At 68.6% G+C, this 23,019-nt stretch carries 23 protein-coding genes; 13 read left to right on the top strand and 10 right to left on the bottom strand.

All coding sequences use genetic code 11. The features are described 5' to 3' along the window. Window positions 1–37 precede the first annotated feature (37 nt). Complete coding sequence (locus tag OG406_RS39520) at window positions 38–457, bottom strand: MarR family winged helix-turn-helix transcriptional regulator (RefSeq protein WP_353962646.1); 420 nt, start codon at window positions 455–457, stop codon at window positions 38–40. Between the two features lie 296 nt (window positions 458–753). On the opposite strand from OG406_RS39520, the gene OG406_RS37985 reads away from it, so the two are divergent. After that, the gene (locus OG406_RS37985; RefSeq protein WP_266610119.1) at window positions 754–2,367 is read left to right on the top strand and encodes a glycerol-3-phosphate dehydrogenase/oxidase; all 1,614 of its coding nucleotides are present in this window, start codon (window positions 754–756) and stop codon (window positions 2,365–2,367) included. 56 nt (window positions 2,368–2,423) lie between these two features. Here OG406_RS37985 and OG406_RS37980 read toward each other — a convergent pair whose 3' ends face one another. Next, window positions 2,424–3,650 (bottom strand): RNA-guided endonuclease InsQ/TnpB family protein, encoded by a 1,227-nt coding sequence (locus OG406_RS37980; RefSeq protein WP_329190307.1) that lies wholly within the window; start codon window positions 3,648–3,650, stop codon window positions 2,424–2,426. A gap of 92 nt (window positions 3,651–3,742) precedes the next feature. Between OG406_RS37980 and tnpA the strand changes: the two genes are divergently transcribed. Next, window positions 3,743–4,072, top strand: coding sequence for an IS200/IS605 family transposase (gene tnpA, locus OG406_RS37975; RefSeq protein ID WP_443067134.1), 330 nt, complete (start codon window positions 3,743–3,745; stop codon window positions 4,070–4,072). A 246-nt stretch (window positions 4,073–4,318) separates the two neighbouring features. On the opposite strand, the gene OG406_RS37970 is transcribed toward tnpA, so the two are convergent. The 3 genes from OG406_RS37970 to OG406_RS37960 form a co-directional block, all read right to left on the bottom strand. Further along, window positions 4,319–6,664 carry a glycoside hydrolase family 65 protein gene (locus OG406_RS37970; RefSeq protein ID WP_267051961.1) on the bottom strand — a complete coding sequence of 782 codons (2,346 nt, stop codon included), beginning with the start codon at window positions 6,662–6,664 and terminating at the stop codon, window positions 4,319–4,321. Continuing rightward, window positions 6,661–7,398, bottom strand: a complete 738-nt coding sequence (locus OG406_RS37965) for an HAD family hydrolase (RefSeq protein ID WP_267051960.1) — start codon at window positions 7,396–7,398, stop codon at window positions 6,661–6,663. Before OG406_RS37965 ends, OG406_RS37970 begins: the two co-directional genes overlap by 4 nt. 127 nt (window positions 7,399–7,525) lie before the next feature. After that, window positions 7,526–7,987, bottom strand: a complete 462-nt coding sequence (locus OG406_RS37960; protein ID WP_164369764.1) for a universal stress protein — start codon at window positions 7,985–7,987, stop codon at window positions 7,526–7,528. Window positions 7,988–8,243: 256 nt separating this feature from the next. Here OG406_RS37960 and OG406_RS37955 point away from each other — a divergent pair, with 256 nt between their 5' ends. Beyond that, window positions 8,244–9,440 carry an AI-2E family transporter gene (locus OG406_RS37955; RefSeq protein WP_385632164.1) on the top strand — a complete coding sequence of 399 codons (1,197 nt, stop codon included), beginning with the start codon at window positions 8,244–8,246 and terminating at the stop codon, window positions 9,438–9,440. Between the two features lie 115 nt (window positions 9,441–9,555). On the opposite strand, the gene OG406_RS37950 is transcribed toward OG406_RS37955, so the two are convergent. Next, window positions 9,556–9,732, bottom strand: a complete 177-nt coding sequence (locus tag OG406_RS37950) for a hypothetical protein (protein WP_164369763.1) — start codon at window positions 9,730–9,732, stop codon at window positions 9,556–9,558. A 152-nt stretch (window positions 9,733–9,884) separates the two neighbouring features. Here OG406_RS37950 and OG406_RS37945 point away from each other — a divergent pair, with 152 nt between their 5' ends. Then, window positions 9,885–10,415, top strand: coding sequence for a BlaI/MecI/CopY family transcriptional regulator (locus OG406_RS37945; protein WP_267051959.1), 531 nt, complete (start codon window positions 9,885–9,887; stop codon window positions 10,413–10,415). Between the two features lie 123 nt (window positions 10,416–10,538). Here OG406_RS37945 and OG406_RS37940 read toward each other — a convergent pair whose 3' ends face one another. Continuing rightward, window positions 10,539–10,724, bottom strand: coding sequence for a hypothetical protein (locus OG406_RS37940; protein WP_266610127.1), 186 nt, complete (start codon window positions 10,722–10,724; stop codon window positions 10,539–10,541). 673 nt (window positions 10,725–11,397) lie between these two features. Here OG406_RS37940 and OG406_RS37935 point away from each other — a divergent pair. Both OG406_RS37935 and OG406_RS37930 read left to right on the top strand, forming a co-directional pair. Then, window positions 11,398–13,326, top strand: a complete 1,929-nt coding sequence (locus OG406_RS37935; RefSeq protein WP_329190303.1) for an N-acetylmuramoyl-L-alanine amidase — start codon at window positions 11,398–11,400, stop codon at window positions 13,324–13,326. A 101-nt stretch (window positions 13,327–13,427) separates the two neighbouring features. Then, window positions 13,428–13,883, top strand: a complete 456-nt coding sequence (locus OG406_RS37930; protein WP_266610131.1) for a MarR family winged helix-turn-helix transcriptional regulator — start codon at window positions 13,428–13,430, stop codon at window positions 13,881–13,883. Between the two features lie 100 nt (window positions 13,884–13,983). On the opposite strand, the gene OG406_RS37925 is transcribed toward OG406_RS37930, so the two are convergent. Beyond that, window positions 13,984–14,679, bottom strand: a complete 696-nt coding sequence (locus tag OG406_RS37925) for a type 1 glutamine amidotransferase domain-containing protein (RefSeq protein WP_081222344.1) — start codon at window positions 14,677–14,679, stop codon at window positions 13,984–13,986. A gap of 470 nt (window positions 14,680–15,149) precedes the next feature. Between OG406_RS37925 and OG406_RS37920 the strand changes: the two genes are divergently transcribed. The 3 genes from OG406_RS37920 (at window position 15,150) to OG406_RS37910 (ending at window position 17,593) form a co-directional block, all read left to right on the top strand. After that, the gene (locus OG406_RS37920; RefSeq protein ID WP_329190300.1) at window positions 15,150–16,217 is read left to right on the top strand and encodes an alpha/beta fold hydrolase; all 1,068 of its coding nucleotides are present in this window, start codon (window positions 15,150–15,152) and stop codon (window positions 16,215–16,217) included. A 132-nt stretch (window positions 16,218–16,349) separates the two neighbouring features. Continuing rightward, a complete protein-coding gene (locus OG406_RS37915; protein WP_164369759.1) occupies window positions 16,350–16,910 on the top strand; it encodes an NADPH-dependent FMN reductase in 561 nt (186 codons plus the stop codon). 122 nt (window positions 16,911–17,032) lie between these two features. Beyond that, the gene (locus tag OG406_RS37910; RefSeq protein WP_267051954.1) at window positions 17,033–17,593 is read left to right on the top strand and encodes a CGNR zinc finger domain-containing protein; all 561 of its coding nucleotides are present in this window, start codon (window positions 17,033–17,035) and stop codon (window positions 17,591–17,593) included. Between the two features lie 212 nt (window positions 17,594–17,805). Here the strand turns inward: OG406_RS37910 and OG406_RS37905 are convergent, their stop codons facing one another. Beyond that, a complete protein-coding gene (locus OG406_RS37905; protein WP_266852760.1) occupies window positions 17,806–18,276 on the bottom strand; it encodes a MarR family winged helix-turn-helix transcriptional regulator in 471 nt (156 codons plus the stop codon). A gap of 121 nt (window positions 18,277–18,397) precedes the next feature. Here OG406_RS37905 and OG406_RS37900 point away from each other — a divergent pair, with 121 nt between their 5' ends. From OG406_RS37900 to OG406_RS37885, 4 genes are all read left to right on the top strand, one after another. Next, window positions 18,398–19,447, top strand: coding sequence for an LLM class flavin-dependent oxidoreductase (locus OG406_RS37900; RefSeq protein ID WP_267051953.1), 1,050 nt, complete (start codon window positions 18,398–18,400; stop codon window positions 19,445–19,447). Further along, on the top strand, window positions 19,440–20,471 hold the full coding sequence (locus OG406_RS37895; RefSeq protein ID WP_267051952.1) for an LLM class flavin-dependent oxidoreductase: 1,032 nt from the start codon (window positions 19,440–19,442) through the stop codon (window positions 20,469–20,471). Before OG406_RS37900 ends, OG406_RS37895 begins: the two co-directional genes overlap by 8 nt. Window positions 20,472–20,516: 45 nt before the next feature. Beyond that, window positions 20,517–21,233 carry an NADPH-dependent F420 reductase gene (locus tag OG406_RS37890; protein ID WP_267051951.1) on the top strand — a complete coding sequence of 239 codons (717 nt, stop codon included), beginning with the start codon at window positions 20,517–20,519 and terminating at the stop codon, window positions 21,231–21,233. A 206-nt stretch (window positions 21,234–21,439) separates the two neighbouring features. Next, window positions 21,440–21,784 (top strand): DUF1622 domain-containing protein, encoded by a 345-nt coding sequence (locus OG406_RS37885; RefSeq protein WP_164369898.1) that lies wholly within the window; start codon window positions 21,440–21,442, stop codon window positions 21,782–21,784. Window positions 21,785–21,816: 32 nt separating this feature from the next. Here the strand turns inward: OG406_RS37885 and OG406_RS37880 are convergent, their stop codons facing one another. After that, on the bottom strand, window positions 21,817–22,626 hold the full coding sequence (locus OG406_RS37880) for a DUF1963 domain-containing protein (protein WP_267051950.1): 810 nt from the start codon (window positions 22,624–22,626) through the stop codon (window positions 21,817–21,819). Window positions 22,627–23,019: the final 393 nt, after the last annotated feature.

Here is a 23,019-nt window from a genome sequence, read left to right as displayed (position 1 = left end):
CACGAGTGATTCGCTCCCTGCTGGGAGGCACAGCCTCTCAGCGGACGTCATCGGGGGTCGACGCCGCATGACAGGGTGGGGCCGGCTCAGCCACCGGACGGGTACGGACGATCGAGTTCGCCGTCCTCTCCACGTCGACGAACCTGGCCCGTCCGGCCGGCGTCAACGTGACCCGTACGTTCCGTCGATCCCTGTCGCCACGCCGGCGATCGACCAGACCCAGGCCCTGCATGCCTCTCAGGAGGTAGGACACCCTGTCTCCCGATTCGCCGAGAAAGGCCCTCAGCTCGGCCACCGGCGCGGAACCGCCCTCTGCCTCGGCGAGGAATCCGAGAGTGAGGTAGTCGAGGAGCGACAGACCGTGCCGCGTCCGCAACGTGCCGTGCAAGTGTCCCAAGGCCCGGAGCGTCAGGAAATCGTCCCGCCCGGTGTTGTCCGCAGGATTCCGGTCAGTCATACGCGTTCCCGAGAGTCGATCCGCCGGCCGCCGAACCACGACCTGACCGCGTAACCCGTTCACCGAGGGTGGCGATCGCCGTCCCGGTGGACGAAAGGCCCTCGGATCAGGACACGGCAAAGGCCCTGGTCGGCGGCCGACCAGGGCCTTCCGATCACTTCCTGTACAGGCAGCCGTGTGAAGGTCCAATTACAATGAATGACGAACGTCGGATTTCATCCGGCTGATTCGACATCTCGCTTTCTCATGGGCGTCCCCCAGCATTTCGGGTTGCCAAGCGGCAGAAGGAGATATCGGTGAACGACTCGTCCGAAGCACGTCTGCCCGCCCTGGGGACGCACCTGACCTACGCTCCCAATCCGAGCCGTGCCGAGACCCGGGAGCAGCTTTCCAGGGCGACGTACGACCTTCTCGTGATCGGCGGCGGCATCCTGGGCATCTCGACCGCCTGGCACGCCGCGCAGTCCGGGTTGCGGGTGGCCCTGGTCGACGCCGGTGACTTCGCCGGCGCCACCTCCTCCGCCTCCTCCAAGCTTCTGCACGGCGGTCTGCGCTACCTGCAGACCGGCGCGGTGAAGCTGGTGGCGGAGAACCACTTCGAGCGCCGTGCGGTCTCCCGTCAGGTGGCCCCCCACCTGGCGAACCCGCTCACCTTCTACCTCCCCGTGTACAAGGGCGGGCCGCACGGCGCGGCGAAGCTCGGAGCGGGCGTCTTCGCCTACTCCGCCCTCTCCGCGTTCGGCGACGGCGTCGGCCACCTGCTCAGCCCCGCCAAGGCCGCGGAGAGCGTGCCCGAGCTGCGCACCGACAACCTCAAGGCCGTCGCCGTGTACGGCGACGACCAGATGAACGACTCCCGGCTCGCCCTGATGACCCTCCGCGCCGCCGTCGAGTCCGGAGCCTCCGTCCTCAACTACGCCGAGGTCACCGGGCTGCGCTTCACGAACGGCCGGGTGACGGGAGCGGAACTCAGGGATCAGCGCTCCGGGGACGAGTTCGGTGTGGACGCCCGTCTGGTGCTGAACGCGACCGGGCCGTGGGTCGACCACCTGCGCAAGCTGGAGGACCCGAACGCCGCTCCCTCCATCCGGCTGTCCAAGGGCGCGCACCTGGTCCTCAAGCGGACCGCACCGTGGAAGGCCGCGCTCGCCACCCCGATCGACAAGTACCGCATCACCTTCGCCCTCCCCTGGGAGGACATGCTCCTGCTCGGCACCACCGACGAGGAGTACGAGGGCGACCCGGGCGACGTCGGGGTCACCGAGAAGGACACGGCACAGATCCTCGACGAAGCGGCTCTGTCCGTGCGGGACGAACAACTGTCCCGAGACCTCATCACTTATGCGTACGCCGGGCTGCGGGTGCTGCCGGGCGGTCCCGGCGACACCTCCAAGGCCAAGCGGGAGACGGTCGTCACCGAGGGCCGCGGCGGCATGCTGTCCGTCGCGGGCGGCAAGTGGACCACCTTCCGGCACATCGGCCGGACGGTGCTCAAGAAGCTGGAGACGCTGCCGGGCCATCCGCTGGGCGAGGGCATCGAGCCGGTCTCCGAGCTGCCGAAGAAGATGCCGCTGCCCGGCATCGCCAACCCGCGCGCCGTCGCACACCGCCTCCTCATCGACCACCCTGCGGACGGCCCCCGTATGGCCGCCGACACCGCGCGGCACCTGTCCACCCACTACGGCTCGCTGGCCTTCGACATCGCCCGCCTCGCGAACGAGAACCCCGAACTCGCCGAGCGCATCCACCCGGACGCCCCGGAGATCTGGGCGCAGGTCGTCTACGCGCGCGACAACGAGTGGGCCGAGACGGCCGACGACGTGCTGCGCCGCCGTACCACCCTGACCATCCGCGGCCTGGCCACGGAGGACATCCGGCACCAGGTGGAGGACCTGCTGCACGCGAATTGACTTGCTCCTCGGGCTGAAGCCCGAGGATTCTGGCCTTCTCGATCGTTGCTGTGCCGCTACGCGGCGGCACGGGCTTGGGTCGGGAATCCGTGGTTTCCTGTTTCTTCGCGCTGTGCCGGGATTGCTCCTGGTCTTACCGGCGCTCCACAGGCTGATACCGCCAGTCCGGCGGCCGTCTTCACGTTGATAGCGGCATTGATGTCCCGGTCGTGGACGGTGCCGCAGGCGGCACACGTCCACTCCCGGACATTGAGAGGCTTGGGCCCGTCCTTGACGCCGCAGGTCGAGCAGGTCTGGGAGGTCGGCGTGAACCGGCCGATCGTGACCAGGGTCCGTCCGTACCGGTCTGCTTTGTATTCCAGCATGCTGATGAACGATGCCCATCCGGCGTCGTGCACACTCTTGGCCAGTCTGGTGCGGGCCAGTCCCGCCACCGACAAGTCCTCCACGGCGATCCCTTGGTTCTCGGAGATCAACTGTGTGGAGAGCTGATGATGGAACTCACGGCGTGCGTCAGCAACTGTGGCGTGGGCGCGGGCGACCTTCAGGCGGGCCTTGGCCCGGTTCTTCGAACCTTTCTGTTTGCGGGACAGTTCCCGCTGGGTCTTCTTCAGCTTCTTCTCCGCGCGCCGCAAAAAGCGCGGGGAGTCGATTTTCGTGCCGTCGGAGAGGACCGCGAAGTGGGTGAGGCCGAGGTCGATGCCGATGGTGCGGTCGGTTTCAGGCATCCGGGTCGCGTCGGCAGCGGGGTCGGTGTCGATGACGAAGGAGGCGAAGTACCGCCCGGCCGCGTCCTTGATCACGGTGGCGGAGGACGGCGTGGTGGGCAGCGTGCGGGACCACTTCACCTTCACCGCACCGACTTTCGGCAGACTCAGGCGCCCGTTGTCGGTGATGTTCCAGCGGGCGTTGGCGGTGAACCGGATCGACTGCCGGGCGTCTTTTCGGGACTTGAAGCGAGGACGCCCGATGCGGGGGCCTTTGCGATTGCCCTTGAGGGAGGCGAAGAAGTTGCGATACGCCCTCTCGACGTCCCGCAGAGACTGCTGAAGCACCACCGCAGAAACCTCACCCAGCCACGACCGCTCCACCGTCCGCTTCGCCTCGGTAATCAGCCTCTTCGACAACTCTGCACCCGTCGGGAACGACTGCTCGGCTTTACGAGCCTCTTCACGGGCGCGGACCGCATCGTTGAACACGACACGGGCGCACCCGAACGCCCTCGCCAACGCTTCCTGTTGGCTGGTGTCCGGGTACAGGCGGAAGGAGTACCGAAGCTGCACAACCATCACGCTACACACTTGGGCTATAGCCGAAGCCCAGAATCCGCTTTCGTGATGCACGTCCACATGGCTTCGCTTCAAAGTTCTGGCACATGGTGTTCACCGATGCCCACGTGAAGCGTATGGAAGAGATCATGCGGTCGGGGCGTACAAACTTCGAGTGTGACCTGGTGGAGTTCAACGGCGAGAACAACCACGTCCACCTGCTGGTGAACTTTCCGCCCAAGGTCGCCGTGAGCAAACTGGTCAACTCCCTCAAGGGCGTCTCCTCCCGCCGCCTTCGCCAGGAGTTCCCCGACCTGGCACGCCACTACTGGAGGGCCAACAAGCTGTGGTCCGCCTCCTCCTTCGCCGGAACCGTCGGCGGCGCCCCGCTCAGCGTGGTCAAGCAGTACATCGAACAGCAAAACCGGCCGGTGTGAGCACCACCCAGCACCGCCGGGACCAGCCCTCGCGACGCTCCGCACCCCAGGCAAAGCCCTTGCGGTATCCGGCTCCGCCGGCCCTGAATCCGCGACGCTCCGCGTCGCCACCATCAGATTCGCTTCACCACCGGCCTGAAGGCCGATGCACTGCGAATGAATTCCGGTAGCCGCGTCGGCCCGGGGCGGCCACGACGCCACCCCGTCCCGGTGTCGAGCCCGGCGTCGTTCCGACCGATGCCGGGCTCAGGGGCGTTGTGCGGGGCGGCGGCCTTCAGGTTGCTCGGGGGCGGGTTCGGGGGCGTGGGCCACGAGCGGCATGCGCTGGGAGCGGGTGGTGGAGACCGTGAGCTGCGTTCCGTCGTGGACGATGGCCAACGGCTCCCCCGATGTGAGGGTGTAGGTGACGGCGGAGGAGTCGATCTCCACGCGAAGACAGCGCCCTCGGGTCTGGACCTTGAACGCCAGACGGCTCAACTGGCCGGGCAGGCGCGGCGCGAAGGTGAGCGTCGCCCCCTTCTGCCGCATGCCGCCGAAGCCGGCGACCAGGGCGAGCCAGGAGCCCGCGAGCGAGGCGATGTGGAGCCCGTCGCGTGTGTTGTTCTCAAGGTCGTCGAGATCCATGAGGGCCGCTTCGCCGAGATAGGCGTAGGCGAGGTCCACGTGTCCGACTTCGGCCGCCATGATGGCCTGACAACAGGCCGAGAGGGACGAGTCGCGGACGGTGAGCGCCTCGTAGTAGGCGAAGTTGCGCCTCTTCTCCTGGTCGCTGAACAGGTCTCCGCACTTGTACATGGCGAGAACGAGGTCTGCCTGTTTCACCACTTGCTTGCGATAGAGATCGAAGTACGGGTAGTGCAGAAGAAGCGGGTACTGGTCCGCCCGCGTTTCTGCGAAGTCCCACTTCTCGTGCCGGGTGAACCCGGCATGCTGTTCGTGGACGTCGAGGTCGGCGTTGTAGGGGATGTGCGTCCGATCGGCCGCCAGGCGCCAGGCAGTTGTCTCCTCCGCGCTGACGCCGAGCGCGGCGGCCTGCTCCGGGTAGCGCTGGACGGCGGCGACGGCGGTCCTCAGATTGGAGCGTGCCATCAGGTTGGTGAAGACGTTGTCGTCGACCAGGGCGCTGTATTCGTCGGGTCCGGTCACACCGTCGATGTGGAACGTCCCGTCGGCGTCGGTCTGGCCGAGGGAGGACCACAGGCGGGCGGTCTCCACCAGGATCTCGACGCCGGTGTCGCGGGCGAAGTCCTCGTCGCCGGTGGCGGACACGTAGGTGGTCACCGCGTCCGCGACGTCCGCGTTGATGTGGAAGGCGGCGGTGCCTGCGGGCCAGTAGGCCGAACACTCGGAGCCGGTCACTGTTCGCCAGGGGAACGTGGCGCCTCGCAGGCCGAGTTGGAGGGCGCGGTCACGGGCCGCGGGGAGGGTGTTCTGTCGCCAGCGCAGGACGTCGGCCACGGCTTCGGGATGTGTGTAGGTGAGCACGGGCAGGACGAACGCCTCCGTGTCCCAGAAGCAGTGCCCGTCGTAGCCGGAGCCGGTCAGGCCCTTCGCCGGGATGGCGCGGCCCTCGCCCCTGGCTCCCGCCTGAAGCGCGTGGAAGAGTCCGAAGCGGACGGCCTGCTGGATCTGCGGGTCGCCGTCGACCTCGACGTCAGCGTGTTCCCAGAAGCCGTCGAGGTACGAACGCTGTTGCGCGAGGAGCTGCTCCCAGCCCGTGCTGCGCGCACCGGCGAGGGCGGCGTCCACCTGGTCGCGCACGCTCGGCAGGGACCGCTCCGCCGACCATCCGTAGGAGACGAACTTGGTCAGCCGCAGTGACTGGCCGGGCGCGACCCGCGAGGTGACGGTGAGCCGGCTGACGTCGGCGTCGCTCTCGCTCGACGTCTGTGTCTCGGCGGGTCCTTCGACGAGGTGGTCGGCCGCGGCGGCGACCCGCAGGCGACTGCGCTCGGTCGTGTGGACGAGGCGCAGCCGCATCCCGGCGGCGAAGTCCTCCTCCGCGACGAGTGGTGCTGTGATCGCCGATGTGGCCCTGGGGTCGCCGGAGCCCTGCGGCAGCGCCTCGTTGGCGACGAGTTCGGACTGGAGGACGAGACGTACCTCGGCGTCCACGGCCTCCACCTCGAAGCGGATGGCAGCGATGGCCCGCTCGGAGAAGGCCACCAGTCGCGTGGACCTCACCCGGACGGTGTGCCCCGATGGAGAGGTCCACTCGCAGACGCGGTGCAGCAGTCCGGAGCGCAGGTCGAGCGTGCGCTCGTGGGAGCGCACGGTGCCGTACCTCAGGTCGAAGGGTTCGTCGTCGACGAGCAGCCGGATGATCTTCCCGTTGGTGACGTTGATGACCGACTGGCCGGACTCGGGATACCCGTACCCGGCCTCCGCGTACGGCAGGGGCCGCAGCTCGTGGACCCCGTTCAGGTAGGAGCCGGGCAGGCCGTGCGGTTCCCCTTCGTCGAGGTTGCCGCGCCATCCGATGTGGCCGTTCGACAGGGCGAAGACGGATTCGCTCTGCGCGAGCATGTCGAGCTGCAGGCCGCGCTCGTGGAGGGACCACGGATCGACGGTGTACGCGGGGTGTGTGATCATCGCGTCTCCCTCAGGGCGCCCAGTCCCTCGACCACGGTGTCGGCGCCGTGCGACCGCAGGTCGGCCGCCTGGTCGGCTCGGTCGACTCCGACGACGTAGCCGAAGTGGCCCGACCGACCGGCCTCCATCCCCGCGAGCGCGTCCTCGAACACCGCGCAGGCCGCAGGAGCGACCCCCAGCTCGTGGGCGGCGGCCAGGAAGGTGTCCGGCGCGGGTTTTCCCGGCAGGCCCCGCGCCTCGGCGACCGTCCCGTCGATGCGTACCTCGAACAGTTCCTCCGCACCGATCGCCCTCAGCATCGCCTGGCAGTTCTTGCTGGAGGAGACGACCGCGGTCCGCAGGGGGACGCCGCGGACGGCTCTGACGTAGTCGAGGGAGTCGTCGTAGGCCTGGACGCCGTCCTGGCGGATCCGTGCGAGCAGCAGTTCGTTCTTGCGTTCCGCGAGGCGCCGGACCGTGTCCGCGTCCGCCGGGTCGCTCGGCGTGCCCTCGGGCAGTTCCACGCCGCGCGAGGCGAGGAAGGTCCGCACCCCGTCCGCGCGGGGCCGACCGTCGACGTATCGGTCGTAGTCGGCCTGATCGAAGGGACGGAATTCCTGACCGAACCGGGCTTTCAGGAACTCGTCGAACATGTCCTTCCACGCCGCCGCGTGCAGACCGGCGGTACGCGTGATCACACCGTCGAGATCAAACAGGCACGCCTGGATTTCGGTGGGCAGGCCGAGGTTCGTCATCAAGCGGTCCTTCCTTGACCCGTCCCCCGCCATGCCTGTCGCCGGCGCCCTTCACCCGCCTGACGCCGGAGGCACCACAAAGGCCGCAGCCTTGCTCACGGCCTGCACACGAGGGGCAGGTCGATGGTCACGGAACCACGGTGACGGGCCAGAGGCCGCGCTTGACCAGGCGGACGGCCATGGAGCCGATGAGTCTGTGCCCGGCGGACTCGGAGGCGCCGACCACGACCGTGTCGGCCTTCAGATCACGGGCTGCCGTCACGAGCCCGTTGTAGGGATCGTCCCGGAACGTGTGGAAGGCCCATCGGACCCCTCCGAGAGCCTGCAGATTCTCGGTCGCTTTCCTGATTTCGCCCGCGACCTCTTCGGCCAGTTCCTCGGTCAACGCGGCGGCGTTCACGCCGGCGGCGACGCTCGCCGCCATGTAGGGCTGAATGTAGACCAGAGCGAGAGTCGAATTCTGTCTGCGTGCGAGGCCCGCGGCATAGGCCGCGGCCCGCCACGAGGATTCGGACCCGTCGACGCCCGCGAGAACGACCCGGGGTCCGTCCGTACCGCGCTCGAACACATCCTGATGCTCGTCAGTCACACAAGAAAGGCTAACTGTTCCCGTCGGCGGAAGCGCTCCGGCAACCTCGAACGGCCGGCCGCGAGCGCCCGGCTCCGGCGTCGTCGGCACACTTGACCCATCAAGGTGATCCCATGGCCTGCGCACTCCGGAATGGGGCCCTTCAGTTGATCATTGGTATTGAATTCGTATCCGTATCGGCAGTCGGAGCATTCCGCCCACAGCGGCGGCACTCCCGCAGGTATGGCGTGTCCCTTCCGACAGACAGGTGCGGCCTGTGCGGTTCAGAAAGAGGCCGGAGCATTTCGACGCCGATCAGGTGGTGGCGGACGCCCCGCCGTCCACGCCTCCCCCGCCGCCTTCTCCGCCCGCGGTGGCTGCGCCGTCCGCGTCCGGCCGCCCCGAACCCGTCTCCGTCGTTCCGTGGGGCATTCGGGTCGGAGCGGAAGTGGGATGGCGTCTGCTCGTCCTGGCGGCCATCCTGTGGGTGCTGATCCGCGTCATCGGCGCCGTCCACCTGATCGTGCTGTCCTTCGCGGCAGCTCTCCTGATCACCGCGCTCCTTCAGCCCACGGTGGCCCGTCTCCAAAAGCATCGGGTACCGAAAGGGCTCGCGACCGTTGCGACGGCCCTCTGCGGGTTCGTCCTCCTGGGCCTGGTCGGATGGTTCGTCGTCTGGCAGGTGATGGACAACGTGGACGACCTCACGGATCAACTGCAGAGCGGCGTCGACGACCTCAAGCACTGGCTCCTCAAGAGCCCGTTCCACATCACCGAGGCCCGGCTCGACCACATCTCCGACAAGCTGGGCGACAGCATCGGGTCCAGCAGCGATCAGCTCACCGCCGCGGGCCTGCACGGAGTCACGGTCCTCGCGGAACTCCTGACCGGGGTCCTGCTGACGGTGTTCTCGACGCTGTTCCTGCTCTACGACGGACCGCGCATCTGGAAATGGGCGCTCAAGTTCGCCCCGGCATCCGCCCGCTCCGCGATCGACGGCGCCGGCCCTCCGGCCTGGCACACGCTCACCGCGTACGTGCACGGCACGGTCATCGTCGCCTTCATCGACGCCGTCTGCATCGGGCTGGGGATCTACATCCTCGGCGTCCCTCTGGCGGTGCCCCTGGCGGTCGTCGTCTTCGCTGCCGCGTTCGTCCCGCTGGTCGGCGCGGTCGCCTCAGGAGCCTTGGCCGTGATCGTCGCCTTCGTCACCCAGGGCGTGTTCACCGCCCTCCTGGTCCTTCTCATCGTCCTCGGCGTTCAGCAGTTGGAAGGGCACGTCCTGCAGCCGTTCATCCTGGGGCGAGCGGTGCGCGTCCACCCCCTCGGCGTCATTCTCTCGGTGGCCGCCGGGGGTCTGATCGCCGGGATCGGGGGCGCGGTGGTGGCCGTGCCTCTGGTGGCCGTGGTCAACACGGTCGCGGGCCACCTACTGCACCGGGACGGCCAGGACCAGCACGACGCCGCGGAGTAGAAGCTCCGCTCGACCCACCCGGCGCCGAGCCCGTGAGCGCAAGCACCTGAGCAGGCCGCAGCCCGCTCGGTGTCGGAGTCCCTCAGTCCTCACCCTGCTCGGCGTCGGGACGTACTCACTCCTCGCGCTCGAACTCCGCCTGAGCCCGCTGCGCGTCCAGTTCGTCCTGCGCGGTGCGGTAGACGTCACGCACCAGACTCCGGACCACCTCGGGGTCGGACGACGTGGAGGCCGTACGAACCCGGTCTTCCCACCCGTCCGCAGCGCCCTGATTCCCATCGTTCCTGGCCATACGACAACCCTAGCCATGGCTTCACGGATCGCCACTCGGCCACCCGCTCCCCTCGGAGCGGAGTCCGGACCTAATTGCTCAGTCAAGTTGCATCGATGTATGCACGAGTAGTATGCGCAACGTCATCCATGGACATGAAGGAGTGAACGGTTGTGACCACCCGGCCGGCCGCCACCCTCCGGTCGCGGTATGTCGAGCAGGCCGCGTCGGACCTGGAGGAGAACCGCCGCCTCCAGAGGGAACTGACCAGCAGGATCTCGGCGTTGCGGCAGGAAGAAGCGATGCTGATGGACATCCTGAGGCTGGCCGAGCGGTACGAGGGCCTGCCGGACCCGTCACCCGTACCCGACCAGACGTCCGTGCCGGACCAGGCGTCCTCGGCGGTGTCCGACACCAAGGGGACGCCGCGTCGGTCCCTGCTCGGGAGTGTTCTGCTGGAGCTTCTCGCCGGCCACGACGAGCCGCGCCTCGCCAAAGAAGTGCGGGAAGAACTCCTGGCGAAGCATCCGGACCGCAGTCCGACCCCTCAGGTCGTCCGCAACACCCTCGAGTCACTGGTGGCGAAGGGCCGCGTCCAGCGGCACAAGCAGCAGCGGGCGGTGCTGTACAGCCTCGCGCAGCGCCCGGAGCTTCGCGTCTCCTCCAGGTCGAAGAACTCCGCCGGACCGAAGAACTCCGACTGACGAACACATCGCGTTCGGAGTTCCTGCGTTTCAACGGCGCTCACCTACCGCGAAGAGGCCGCGCCCACGTCACTCACCGCGAACGCGTCGGGTGGCGCTGCGATCCGCTCAGGTCGGATCAGGTCACAGCCCAAGGTCCAGAGCGAGACAGGAGAACTGGTTCCAGGAGGCTTCAGGGTTGTAGGAGGCGACGCTCGGGCCGTTCGCCGCCTGCTCCTGGACCATCCGGTCGAAGCCGATGCGCTCGGGGAGTTTGCCGAACCGGGCCTGCCGCGCCGCCGCCGCGTCCATCGCACTCTCAGTGTCCACGCTGCTGTCCTCTCCCTTGCTGCCGCCGGGGCCGGCCGATGAACCGACTCCGTCGGCGTCCTGGATGGCCATAACACTGAACCGTCACTCGTCACCTGTCAAGGGAGTGACGCACTGGAGATCCACCCATGGCGTGCGTCTCCGTCCGTCGCGCAACGGGCACCGGTGACGTGCGGCGCCCGCCGAAGGCGAGGAGGGCAGCGCGTTCCTCGTCGCCTCCGGCTGCGCGAACCCCTTGAGCGGCGCATTGCTCACGTTGACCGCCCGCACCTCTTGGTCTGCGCAGGCGATGCCCGGAGGAGGAATCCAACGCGACCGGCGCCGACTGCGGGAATCGTCGAAGCAGTACCCATCTGCCGTGATTCCGGAGCGAATTGGGCCAACATCTGATAACAGTGCGGGACGGGCCTGCCAGTTGACCACGGTTGCCGGGACGAACGCAGGGTGGGTGTGACCGTGCCGGCTCGGTCCCATAAGGTACCTGTGCATCCGGAGGGCGGCTGCCGAACGCCGCGTCCGCTACGGCGAGGCGTGCCCCCGTGGTTCACCTCGTCACCGGACTTGAGGGTGCATCACCTCGGGTTCCGACCAGGAACGCAACCGTGCCTCCAGGCAGTCCGGTTGCGGCTCATCGCGTGACCTGTCACTCGAACCCCACGTAAGGAAATTCGTCTTGCACAAGAGGAACAGACGACTGCGGCTCCCCGTCGTGGTGGCGGCCGGCGCACTGGCCGCAAGCGGCCTGGCCGCGCCGCAGTCCATCGCGTTCGCCGACAGCCGGAGCGGCCCCGCCGCCACCACCCGGCAGCAGGACTTCGCCTCCGCCGCCGCGGAGTTCGACGTTCCCCTCGACGTTCTGCTCGGCGTCGCCTACCAGGAGTCGGCGTGGGAGTCCCACGGTGCGCGGCACAGCACCGATGGCGGCTTCGGACCCATGCACCTCACCGACGTCACCCCGGCCATGATGGCCGGCGGTGGCTCCGGCGCCGCCGGACGCGAGGACCTTGCCTCCCTGGCCTCGAAGCCGGCCCTCCACACGGTGCAGTCCGCCGCGAAGCTGACGGGACTGTCCCCGGACACCCTGCGCACGGACCCCGGGGCGAACATCCGAGGCGGCGCGGCCCTCCTCGCCTCGTACGAGAAGAGGGTCGCCGGCGGCACGCCGACGGACCCGTCCAAGTGGTATGGCGCTGTGGCCCGTTACAGCCAGTCGACGCAGCGACAGGCCGCGGTGGTCTTCGCGGACCGCGTCTTCGGCACCCTCCGCAAGGGCGCCTCCCGCGTGACGCAGGACGGCCAGCGCGTCCGCCTCGGCGCCACCGACTCGGTTCGCCCCGCGGCCGCGCAGGTGGACCGGCTGCACCTGAATTCGGCGGACACGGCGGACACCGAGTGTCCGGCGAGCGTGGTGTGCACGTTCGTGCCCGGCTCCCCGGTGGGTCTCCAGGTGTCCGACCGGCCGGCGAACGGCATCCGGATCGACACCATCGTCATCCACGACCTGGAGTCGACGTACGACGCCGGCGTCAGGGACCTGGCTTCCCCGACCAAGAACGCGGCGACCAACTACGTGATGCGGTCGTCCGACGGCGCGGTGACCCAGATGGTCCCCACCAAGGACATCGCCTTCCACGCGGGCAACTACTCCACGAACATGCACTCTCTCGGCATCGAGCACGAGGGATACGCCGCGAACGGCGCCACCTGGTACACCGAGGCCCAGTACGAGTCCACGGCCGCTCTGGTCCGGTACCTGGCGGAGCGGTTCGACATTCCCCTCGACCGTCAGCACATCATCGGCCATGACAACGTTGCCGGTCCTGCCGACGCGTACGTCTCCGGCATGCACTGGGACCCGGGCAACGCCTGGGACTGGGACCACTTCATGACGCTGCTCGGTCACGCGTACAGCGGTGTGTATCGCGTCCCCGACGTGGGCCAGGTCGTGACCGTCGACCCGACGTTCGCCGACAACGTACAGACCGTGCGGGTCTGCCCGGGCGACGATCCGCTGGACCCCTCGACGCCGTGCACGGACAGGCAGCAGGCGTCGAACTTCGTCTATCTCCGCAAGGCTCCGGACGCGACCGCCCCGCTCTTCGGCGACCAGGCGATCCACGGGAGCGGCGACGGCACGAACCGCATCAGCGACTGGGGCGGCACCGCCCAGTCCGGGCAGCAGTTCGTCGTCGCCGACGTGCAGGGCGACTGGACCGCGATCTGGTTCAGCGGCGCCAAGGTGTGGTTCTACAACCCGGCAGGCGTGAACGCCAAGATCACCTACGGCGTGAAGCTGATCCGCCCGGCAGGCGCCACCTCGGTGGCCGTGTACGGGCAGAGCTACCCGGACGCCTCCGAGTACCCGGCCGGCCTGAGCCCGTCGACGCAGTCCGCGCTGAGCATGTACACCGTCCCAGCAGGCCAGGCGTACGTCGCGACGCAGCCTCCGGTCGTCACCGACGACTACTTCAAGAGCAGCGGCACCGTCGTCCTCGGCGCCAGGAAGATGTACACCATCCAGTACAACCACCGGGTCGTACTCGTCTACGCGAACGACGTGACGGCGACACCGGTGTCCCACCACTGGGAAGACGGGAACTGATCAGAGTCCACACAGTGAGGGGCCGAGCCCGGTGGGTTCGGCCCCTCACCGCGTCGCGGACACCGCGCGGGCCCCGCGCGCCGGAGATCTAGACTGTGGCCATGCCGGACGTGATGCACATCGAACCCCTCGACCGCGACGAGGAGGCGTTCCTGCGGGCCCTGGGCCGCGTGATGGCTCTGCTCCCCCGGGTCGTCGACGCCGACATGCTGGATGAGCACACCATCTCGAGCACCGAGTACCTCGTTCTGGTGCACCTTTCCGAGGCGCCGCACAACCAGATGCGGATGAGTGAACTCGCCAACATGTGCGGGATGTCGCTGAGCGGCATGACGCGGGTGGTGAACCGGCTGCAGGCCCGGTCCCTGGTCGTGCGCGAGAAGTCTCCGGACGACGGCCGGTCCTGGCTCGCCGCTCTCACCGATGCCGGGTGGACCCAGCTGAAGGCCGCGTGGCCGACGAACCTCGCGAGTGTGCGGCACCACGTGTTCTCGCGCCTGGAGGGTTGCGACATCGCCGCCGCCACGGAGGTGCTGCAGCGCATCGCGCCGCTGTGAGGGGCGCCGTCCACCGTGGACAGCCGTTCGGCGCGGGGCAGTTGACGTCTCAACCCGACCGGCCTCACGCGCCGCGTCGCGCGGGCACCCTACGACGTACTCACTTGAGGATTTCGAGCAGCCGGTCGGCCAGGACGGCTGCCGAGTGCGGATTCTGCCCGGTGACGAGGTTGCGGTCCTCGACCATGTACGGCTCCCAGATCGGACCGCGGCTGTAGTCGACGCCCACCTTCTCCTTCAGGTCGTCCTCCAGCAGCCAGGGCGCCCGGGAGGCCAGGCCGACCCCTTCTTCCTCCTCGTTGGTGAATCCGGTGACCCGGTAGCCCTTGAAGGGAGACACGCCGTGGATCCGGGTGGCCAGGAGGGACGCGGGGGCGTGACACACGATCGCCAGCGGGTTGCCCGAGGCGAGTTGGGCCGTCAGCAGACGGCCGGCGTCGGCGTCGAAGGCCAGATCCGACATCGGACCGTGCCCACCCGGCAGGTAGACCGCGTCGTAGTCCTCGAGCCGGACGTCCGACAGCTTCAGTGGCCGACGCATCACCTCCGCTGAACGAATGATCTCCTCCAGCTCCAGGGCTCCGTCCTCACCGCCGGCCATGGAGGGCCGGAGGCTCATCATGTCGACATTCGGTGTCACGCCGCCGGGCGTCGCGACCACGACCTCGTGCCCGGCCTCCGTGATCGCCTTGTAGGGCATCGCGAATTCCTCGGCCCAGTAACCGGTCGCGTAGCGGGTTCCGTCCTTCAACACCCAATACGTGGCACCGCTCACGATGAAAAGTACCTTCGCCATAACCGTCCGCCTCCTCGCCCTCGAACAATCTGCCCGGGGGATTTAGACGCATTCCAGCCTAGGTACGGCCATGGCCCAGCGCATGCCGACGAGGCCCCGAATCCGCACACGCAGCGTGGAATTGCGGTTGCCGAACGAATTCGATCCGACGCGTCTCCACTCAACTTGTCCGCAGCCGGGGGATGTTGTCCCGGCGGACGGAGGGCGGATTCCCGGCTCGGGAGCGAAAAAGGGATCCCGGCCCTCTCCGGGGGGGTGCCCGAATGCGGCCGACGCGCCGGCCGCGTTCGAAGACGCGGACGTGGCGACGCCCATGAGGGGTGACGGCAACGGGCGATCGCCGTCACCTGCTTGACCGGTGACGTCGCCTGTGGCACGGTCAGGTCACACGCGCAGCGGCACCCCACGCCCCCACCGACAGCCCCTGCGACGAGCACGTCGAACTCAGGAACCGCACCCGGAGGACTCCCATGCTCAACAGGCGTACGTTCAACAAGGCGGTCGGCATCGGGACCGGCGCCACCGCGGCCGCCCTGGCCGGTTCTCAGAACAGCGCGAACGCCTCGACCACCGGCCGCGACGGGGGTGGTCCCGCGGCGCCGACCGCGCCCGCGACCACCCCGGGCCCGCACACCTCGTTCGGGCAGCTGAAGCAGATCAAGGCGGGCCTGCTGGACGTCGGTTACGCCGAGGTCGGCCCCGCACACGGCCCCGTGGTCGTGTGCCTGCACGGCTGGCCCTACGACATCCACAGCTTCGTGGACGTCGCTCCCCTGCTCGCCGCCCAGGGCTACCGGGTCATCGTTCCCTACCTGCGTGGGCACGGGACGACGCGCTTCCTGTCCTCCCGCACGTTCCGCAACGCCCAGCAGTCGGCAGTGGCGCTGGACGTCATCGCCCTGCTGGACGCCCTCAAGATCGAACGTGCCCTGCTCGCGGGATTCGACTGGGGCTCTCGGACCGCGGACATCATCGCCGCCCTGTGGCCCGAGCGCGTCAAAGCCCTGGTGTCCGTGAGCGGTTACCTCATCACGAACGTCGAGGCCCAGAAGAAGCCGCTGACACCCCGGGCGGAGTACGCCTGGTGGTACCAGTACTACTTCAGCACCGAGCGGGGCCGCCTGGCCATGGAGGACAAGGGCGACCGGCACGACCTCTGCCGACTCGTCTGGGAGACGGTGTCTCCGACCTGGGCCTTCGACGACGCCACGTTCGAGCGGACGGCCACCGCCTTCGAGAACCCCGACTACGCGGCCATCGTGATCCACAACTACCGCTGGCGGCTCGGCCTCGCGGAAGGCGAACCCCGTTACGACCGCTACGAGAAGGCCCTCGCCACGCGCCCCGTCATCACTGTGCCGACCGTCACCATCGACCCCGAGCGTGATCCGTTCACCGCACCGGGGGACGGCGCCGCCTACCGCGACCGCTTCACGGGCCCGTACGACCATCGGACGCTGACCGGCATCGGCCACAACGTGCCGCAGGAGGCGCCCGCCGCCTTCGCCCGGGCCGTCGTCGACGTGGACCACCTCTGAGCCCACGTGCCGCCCCGCAGCAGACCGCGACATTTACTTGACCCGTCAATCACTGTCTTGCATACTTCGCTAAGCAAGTACTTAGGGCGGTGTGTCGATCAGCCGCTGCTGTCTGCACGAAAGGGTCTTCCCGTGACCAAGATCGGAATCATCATCGGCAGCACCCGGCCGGGTCGCAACGCCGAGGCCGTCGCCCGCTGGGTGCACGAAATCGCCACCGAGCGCACCGACGCCGAGTTCGAGCTCGTCGACCTGCTGGACTACAAGCTGCCCCTTCTGGACGAGGCCTACCCGCCGTCGATGGGCAACTACACCCAGCCGCACACCCAGGCATGGGCCGAGGCGATCGCGTCCTTCGACGGCTACGTCATCGTCACCCCCGAGTACAACCGCACGGTGCCGGGCGCCCTGAAGAACGCCATCGACTTCCTCTACGCCGAGTGGAACAACAAGTCCGTGGGCTTCGTCAGCTACGGCGGCGTCGGCGGCACCCGTGCCGTGGAGCACCTGCGCGGCATAGCGGGCGAGCTGCAACTGGCCGACGTCCGCTCGCAGGTGGCCCTCTCACTGTTCACCGACTTCGAGAACTTCTCCACCTTCACACCGGCCGACATCCAGCGGGACACACTCGTCACCACCCTGGACCAGGTCGTGGCGTGGGCCGACGCTCTCGCTCCCCTGCGGGCCGCCTGACGGACCGAGACGGCCACCGCCGGCCGGCCAGGTATGAGCTGCGAGGCCGACGCACCCTTCCGCGCGTCGGCCTCCACCGGCATGCCTTGGCAGTCACTACAGTCACCTGCCAGACTAGTGATGTGAACCTCGACCACGTCTTCGTCTGCGGGAATCCGGCCCTCGACTTCGCCGCGACCCTGCGCGCCCGGCGATCGGCGCGGTTCGAGATGTTCGCGACGCCGGACAGACTGGACGCCTGGTACACGGAGAGCGGCGTCGTCGATGCCGTCTCCCCTGTTCAGAGCGTCGACGTGGAGCAGGCGAAGGCCCTCCGTGAGGCGATCTACGAGCTGGTCACAGCGCGGCGGCTCGGTGAGGACTTCGGGCACGGGGCTCTCGCCGTGGTCAACAGCGCCGCCCGCAAGTCGCCGGCCGTGCCCCAGCTCGCCCCCTCCGGGCGCTGGACGGCGGCGACCCCCGACGAAGCGCTGTCCACGGTGGCGCGGCTCTCGATCGAGTTGCTGAGCGGGCCGGACGTGCCCCTGCTCAAGGAGTGCGGCAACCCCGAGTGCACACGGACGTACATCGATCGCTCACGCGGGATGCGCCGACAGTGGTGCGGCATGGAGTCCTGCGGCAACAAGATCAAGGCGGCCGCGTACCGCGCCCGCAAGAAGGAGACCGCGCCCGTCTCCGGCTGAGGGGCGGGACGGGCGCCGATCGACCCGTTCGAGGTGGCCGCGTCGCCATCGCTGCGCAGTCGCAGTCGCAGTCGCAGTCGCAGTCGCAGTCGCCAAGGCTTCGCTGTCGCCATCGCTTTGTCGAGTTCATCGACGTACGCATGAGGCGCGGTGAAAACCGGTCGCCCACCGGACCGCTTCACCTGCGTGGCCGGAGCCGGGGCCGTTCCAGGTCAGTGCCGGTGGATCCCCCGCGCGGTGCGCAACGCGGCCATGGCGTCACCGACGGCCGCGATCCGCTCCGGACTCAGCGCGTCGACGAAGACCTCGCGGATCGCTCGCAGGTGCGGCAGCAGGGCCGCCCGGAACGCGTCGGCGCCTTCGGCGGTGAGCACCACCTCCGCACCCCGGCTGTCGGTCGCACACCTGTCCCGGCGAATCAGCCCGCGGCGCTCCATCCGTCCCAGGTGATGCGACAGCCTGCTGCGCTCCCATCCCATGGTCTGCGCCAGCTCGGACGACCGCAGCCTGCGAGCGGCGGCTTCGCTGAGCGCCAGCAGCACCGCGTAGTCGCCCGGCGACAAGGAACACTCCTGCTGCAGCCGGGCGGCCAGCTCGTCATGGAGTGCCTGCGCGGTTTCGACGAAGTCGCGCCAGACCCGTAGCTCCTCGGCGTCGGGATACAGGCTCCGCCGTTCACTCACCACTGGTCGCCTCTTTGTTTGACGTGTCAATCATGTCGAGTGATACTTGCTGAATCAAGCACATGCTACTCCCGCATCTTTCAGGTGGCCCGCCCTCCGGGAACCATCGGAGGAGGACGCCATGACGGCAGCGCCATTCACCTTCGGTCTGAATTCGTTCGGGGAGGTCGCGACGGACGCCGGCCGCGTCCTCGACGACGGCGAGACCGTCCGACTGCTCGTCGAGGAGGCGCGGCACGCCGAGGCCGTGGGGCTGGATGTCTTCAGCGTCGGCGAGCACTACCGACCCGGCCACGTCGACACCGCGGCTCCGGTGCTGCTCTCCGCCATCGCCTCCGCGACCCGGCGCATTCGCCTCGGGACGTCGGTGACCGTACTGAGCACCAACGACCCGGTGCGTCTCTTCCACGACTTCTCCACGCTCGACGCGGTCTCGAACGGCCGCGCCCAGCTCGTCGTGGGCCGCGCCTCGGCGACGGACTCGTTCCCTCTGTTCGGTTACGACGTGAGCGACTACGAAGAGCTCTTCGAGGAGAAGCTCGAACTCCTCATGCGGCTCCAGCGGGAGGACTCGGTGACATGGTCCGGCGCCTTTCGCGCACCGCTGTCCGAGCAGCGCCTGCGCCCCCGGATGCGCGCGGGCGGGATTCCCACCTGGATCGGAGTGGGGGGAAGTCCCAACTCCGTTGTCCGGGCCGCCCGTTACGGCCTCCCCCTCATGCTGGCCGTCATCGGTGGACGCCCGCAGCGCTTCGCCCGTCACGTCGATCTGTACCAGCGTGCTCTGCGGCAGGCCGGGCACGGCGCCCGGCCGATCGGCCAGCACTCCCTGGGATTCGTGGCGGACACCGACGAGGAGGCCGCCGAGACCTGGTGGGAGTACTGGAAACCGGTGGTGGCAGGTCTCGCGCGGGAGCGCGGCTTCTATCCGCCGACCTGGGACGTCTATCGCGAGGAGATCGACCACGGTGCGCTGTTCGTGGGTTCTCCGGACACGGTCGCCCGCAAGATCGCCACGACGGCCCGTGACCTGAACCTGAGCCGCTTCGACCTCAAGTACGACATCATGCATCTCCCCCGTGAGGCCCGCGCCCGCAGCATCGAACTGCTGGGCAGCGAAGTCGCCCCACGTGTGCGAGAACTGCTCACGAAGGAGTCCCGTCATGTCTGATCTCGACTTCGGCCTCGACACGTTCGGCGACGTCCCGGTCGACGACTCCGGTGCGCAGGTCTCCCATGCCCGGGCGATCCGGCAGCTCGTCGACGAGGCGGTTCTGGCCGACGAGATCGGCATCGACGTCCTCGCGGTGGGCGAGCACCATCGCCCCGAGTACGCGGTCTCCACACCGGAAACGGTGCTCGCCGGCATCGCGACGCGTACCCGGCGCCTGCGGTTGTCCTCCGGCGTGACGGTCCTCAGCTCCGACGACCCCGTCCGGGTCTTCCAGCGCTTCGCGACCGTCGACGCCCTCTCCAACGGCCGAGCCGAGGTGATCCTGGGGCGAGGGTCCTTCACGGAGTCGTTCCCCCTCTTCGGCTACGACCTGAGCGACTACGACAAGTTGTTCGAAGAGAAGATCGAGCTCTTCGTGCGACTGCTCGACGAGAAGCCCGTCACCTGGGCGGGCACTCTTCGGGCTCCCCTCGAAGCGGCCGAGGTCTTCCCTCCGACCGAATCCGGTCACCTCCCCACCTGGGTCGGTGTCGGCGGATCTCCCCCGTCGGTCGTCCGGACCGCCCGCTACGGCCTTCCCCTGATGCTCGCGGTCATCGGCGGCTCTCCCACACGCTTCGCGCCCTACATCGACCTCTACCGGAGAGCCGCCGCGCAGTTCGGCACCACCGCACACCCGGTGGGCATGCACTCACCGGGGTTCGTGGCCGACACCGACGAGGAGGCCCGCGAGGTGTACTGGCCCAGCTACCGGATCATCCGCGACCGTATCGGCGCGCTCCGCGGCTGGCCGCCGATCCGCCGCGCGGAGTTCGAAGCCGAGATCGAGCACGGCTCGCTGTACATCGGGGCACCGGAGACGGTCGCGCGCAAGATCGCCCGCGCCGTGGACGAACTCGGCGTGGGCCGCTTCGACCTCATCTACACCGCGGGGGCGCAGCCGATCAGTGCCCGGCTGCGCGCGGTGGAGCTGTACGGCACGAAGGTGATCCCCATGGTCCGCGACATCCTCGCCGGCTGACCGAACGCGACATCCCTGGCCGGCTGACCGAAGGAGAGAGGAACGATGAACACCGAGGACCTGCGCACGATCGGCATTCTGGGCGCCGGAAAAGTAGGGACCGTACTGGCGCGGCTGGCTCTCGCCGCCGGCCACCGCGTGCTGATCGCGGGCTCCGGCGCGGTCGAGGACATCGCTCTCACTGTCGAGGTGCTCGCCCCCGGTGCCCTCGCTGTCGTCGCGGAGGATGCCGCGTCCGGGGCGGACGCCGTGGTCCTGGCGGTCCCCCTCGGCAAATATCGCAGTCTCCCTGTCCAGGCCTTGCGGGGGAAGCTGGTCATCGACGCGATGAACTACTGGTGGGAAGTCGATGGCCTCCGGCGGGACCTCACGGACCCGGCGGTCTCCACCAGCGAGATCGTGCAGGCGTTCTTGCCCGACTCACGCGTGATCAAGGCGTTCAACCACATGGGATACCACGACCTCGAGGACGGAGCCCTGCCCGCCGGAACACCCGGCCGCAAGGCGATCGCGCTCGCCGGCGACGACACGGACGACCTGGCCACCGTCGCGCATCTTGTGGACGCCGTGGGCTTCGACCCCGTGGACGCCGGCCCGCTCTCCGAGGGCGTACGACTGCAACCGGGCACGGAGCCGTTCGGCGCCAATGTCGGAGCCCGCGAGCTACGGGCCATGCTGGACCGCTTCCCGACCACGGAGCACGGCCGGACGGTCCTCGCATCCCGGGCCGCGGGTACGGCACCCCTCGGCATGGCCCGCTGAGCGGCCACGCCGCGTGGGCCCCGTCGAGGCGTCCGGCGCCCGCGTCACCCATCCGGCCCCTTCGTCCCGATCAGGGGGTCCATGCCGGGGCGCGGGTGAGGACGAGCGCCTAGCCTGACAAAGGAGCCAGGGAGGACGGGTCGACTGCCGTGATCTTCAGCATCGGTGACCTGCTGCCCGAGTCCGGTCTGCGGACCGGAGTCGACATGTTGGTGCGCCTGGTGGAGGCGGGCGGCGCCATCATCATCTTCGTCGGCGCGGTCGTCGCGTTCTCCCGCCTGGTCACGGTGGGACTGCGGGAACGCAAGGCCGAGATCTTCGTGTCCGTGCGTCTCACCCTGGGTCGCTTCCTGCTCCTGGGTCTGGAGTTCCAGCTCGCCTCCGACATCTTGCGGACGGCCATCTCCCCGACCTTTCGCGAGATCGGCCAACTGGCCGCGATCGCGGCCATTCGAACGGCGCTCAACTATTTCCTCGGCCGCGAGATCAAGGAGGAGCGCGCTCAGATCGCGGCCGAAGAGACGCCGGCGGAGTCCGGAAAGGACGCGTGACGACAGGCGGGACAGCGGCGCCACAGGTCACATCAGCACTGCTGCTCGAAGTGAAGGTTCTCCCAGCGTCCGGCGGCGATGTCCTGGCGCGTGCCGACCACCAGGTTCAGGGTGAACAGGCCGTGGTCGACGCCGTTCCCGGATATCTGGGCCAGGAGCACCAGACCGTCCTGGTCGGGAGGGACCTGCCACTGGTCCGAGAATCCGCCGATCTGCGCCACGGAGTGGGGCGGGGTACCGGCGTGGGCGCTGTTCACCAGCGCCTCCACGAAACGGTCCAGCACCTCGGCGCCCGCTCCGAGGTCGTCCCCGTCGCTTCCACCAGCACCGTCCAAGAAGGTCCGCACAAGGTCACGTCTGCGCCAGTCGTGGTCGATGGTCAGCCCCGGCACGGGATACAAAAGATGCGGTTCGTACACGACGGTCCTCGGACCGCCACCCACGTTTTCCGGCGACGGTCGCTCCTCGGTCGATCCGTCGGCGGGGACGTGGAGAACCGTGGAATCCTCCGGTTCGTACTCGAATGTCGTGAAGAACAACAGCTGCCCGTCCGAGGGAATTTCGATGTCGAGGAAGTCGCGGGGCAGGGCCGCGCAGTCGACGGCCAGCACGAAGGGATCCGCCGGGCCGCCCCCGTCATCGTCCTCACCCCCGGGTAGCGGAGGCAGGCCGCCGGTCAGTCCGGCCGGCAGGACGTCCTCCCGGTCCGCATCGGGCAGATCGGCCTTCCTCACCAGGAGGACACACGGCCTCAGCAGCCCCGCCAACTCCGTTGCCACGTCGGCTGGAACGCCGTACTCGCTCGCCAGCCCGGTCACGTTCCGCTCGTCGACGTATGCCATGCCGGTGATCGTGCCACGGCCCACCGACACGGAACCGGACCGTCCTCACGAAGAGAGGGCCAGGGAGCGCGCGGTCCGACCCGGCCCGCACGGTCGAACCGCGGGCACGACGCGGTCCCGGACCCACCTTGCTCGTTTCCGGGCGCATCAGGTCCGTAAACGCGTGCTAGAAAAGGGGGACTTCGGCTCTCGTGGCCGACGGCGATCGGCGGTTCGGACAAGAGCGGCCTCCTCAGGGAATCCGTCCCGACAGCCCCGGCACTGTTCGTTCCCTCTGACGTGGTCAGCAGGTACGGCAGCCAGGGCGACCGTGGGGCGGTTTCTCCTGATCACGCTGCCTGCCCAGGCCCTGTCCGGGACCCGAACGGACGGGCGGGCAAAGCCCCCTGTCAT

It is taken from the genome of Streptomyces sp. NBC_01428 (genome assembly GCF_036231965.1).
Lineage (GTDB): Bacteria > Actinomycetota > Actinomycetes > Streptomycetales > Streptomycetaceae > Streptomyces.
Note: the sequence above shows the minus strand (reverse complement) of the source record. Positions and strands in the feature narration are given on the sequence as shown.

What these genes read in the sequence shown, in the direction of transcription:
- OG406_RS37925 (WP_081222344.1), bottom strand. Translation starts at nt 14,679, where the DNA reads ATGGCGAAGGTACTTTTCATCGTGAGCGGTGCCACGTATTGGGTGTTG.
- OG406_RS37930 (WP_266610131.1), top strand. Translation starts at nt 13,428, where the DNA reads ATGCCGGACGTGATGCACATCGAACCCCTCGACCGCGACGAGGAGGCG.
- OG406_RS37900 (WP_267051953.1), top strand. Translation starts at nt 18,398, where the DNA reads ATGACGGCAGCGCCATTCACCTTCGGTCTGAATTCGTTCGGGGAGGTC.
- OG406_RS37895 (WP_267051952.1), top strand. Translation starts at nt 19,440, where the DNA reads ATGTCTGATCTCGACTTCGGCCTCGACACGTTCGGCGACGTCCCGGTC.
- OG406_RS37965 (WP_267051960.1), bottom strand. Translation starts at nt 7,398, where the DNA reads ATGACGAACCTCGGCCTGCCCACCGAAATCCAGGCGTGCCTGTTTGAT.
- OG406_RS37880 (WP_267051950.1), bottom strand. Translation starts at nt 22,626, where the DNA reads ATGGCATACGTCGACGAGCGGAACGTGACCGGGCTGGCGAGCGAGTAC.
- OG406_RS37970 (WP_267051961.1), bottom strand. Translation starts at nt 6,664, where the DNA reads ATGATCACACACCCCGCGTACACCGTCGATCCGTGGTCCCTCCACGAG.
- OG406_RS37920 (WP_329190300.1), top strand. Translation starts at nt 15,150, where the DNA reads ATGCTCAACAGGCGTACGTTCAACAAGGCGGTCGGCATCGGGACCGGC.
- OG406_RS37950 (WP_164369763.1), bottom strand. Translation starts at nt 9,732, where the DNA reads ATGGCCAGGAACGATGGGAATCAGGGCGCTGCGGACGGGTGGGAAGAC.
- tnpA (WP_443067134.1), top strand. Translation starts at nt 3,743, where the DNA reads ATGGTGTTCACCGATGCCCACGTGAAGCGTATGGAAGAGATCATGCGG.
- OG406_RS39520 (WP_353962646.1), bottom strand. Translation starts at nt 457, where the DNA reads ATGACTGACCGGAATCCTGCGGACAACACCGGGCGGGACGATTTCCTG.
- OG406_RS37890 (WP_267051951.1), top strand. Translation starts at nt 20,517, where the DNA reads ATGAACACCGAGGACCTGCGCACGATCGGCATTCTGGGCGCCGGAAAA.
- OG406_RS37885 (WP_164369898.1), top strand. Translation starts at nt 21,440, where the DNA reads ATGTTGGTGCGCCTGGTGGAGGCGGGCGGCGCCATCATCATCTTCGTC.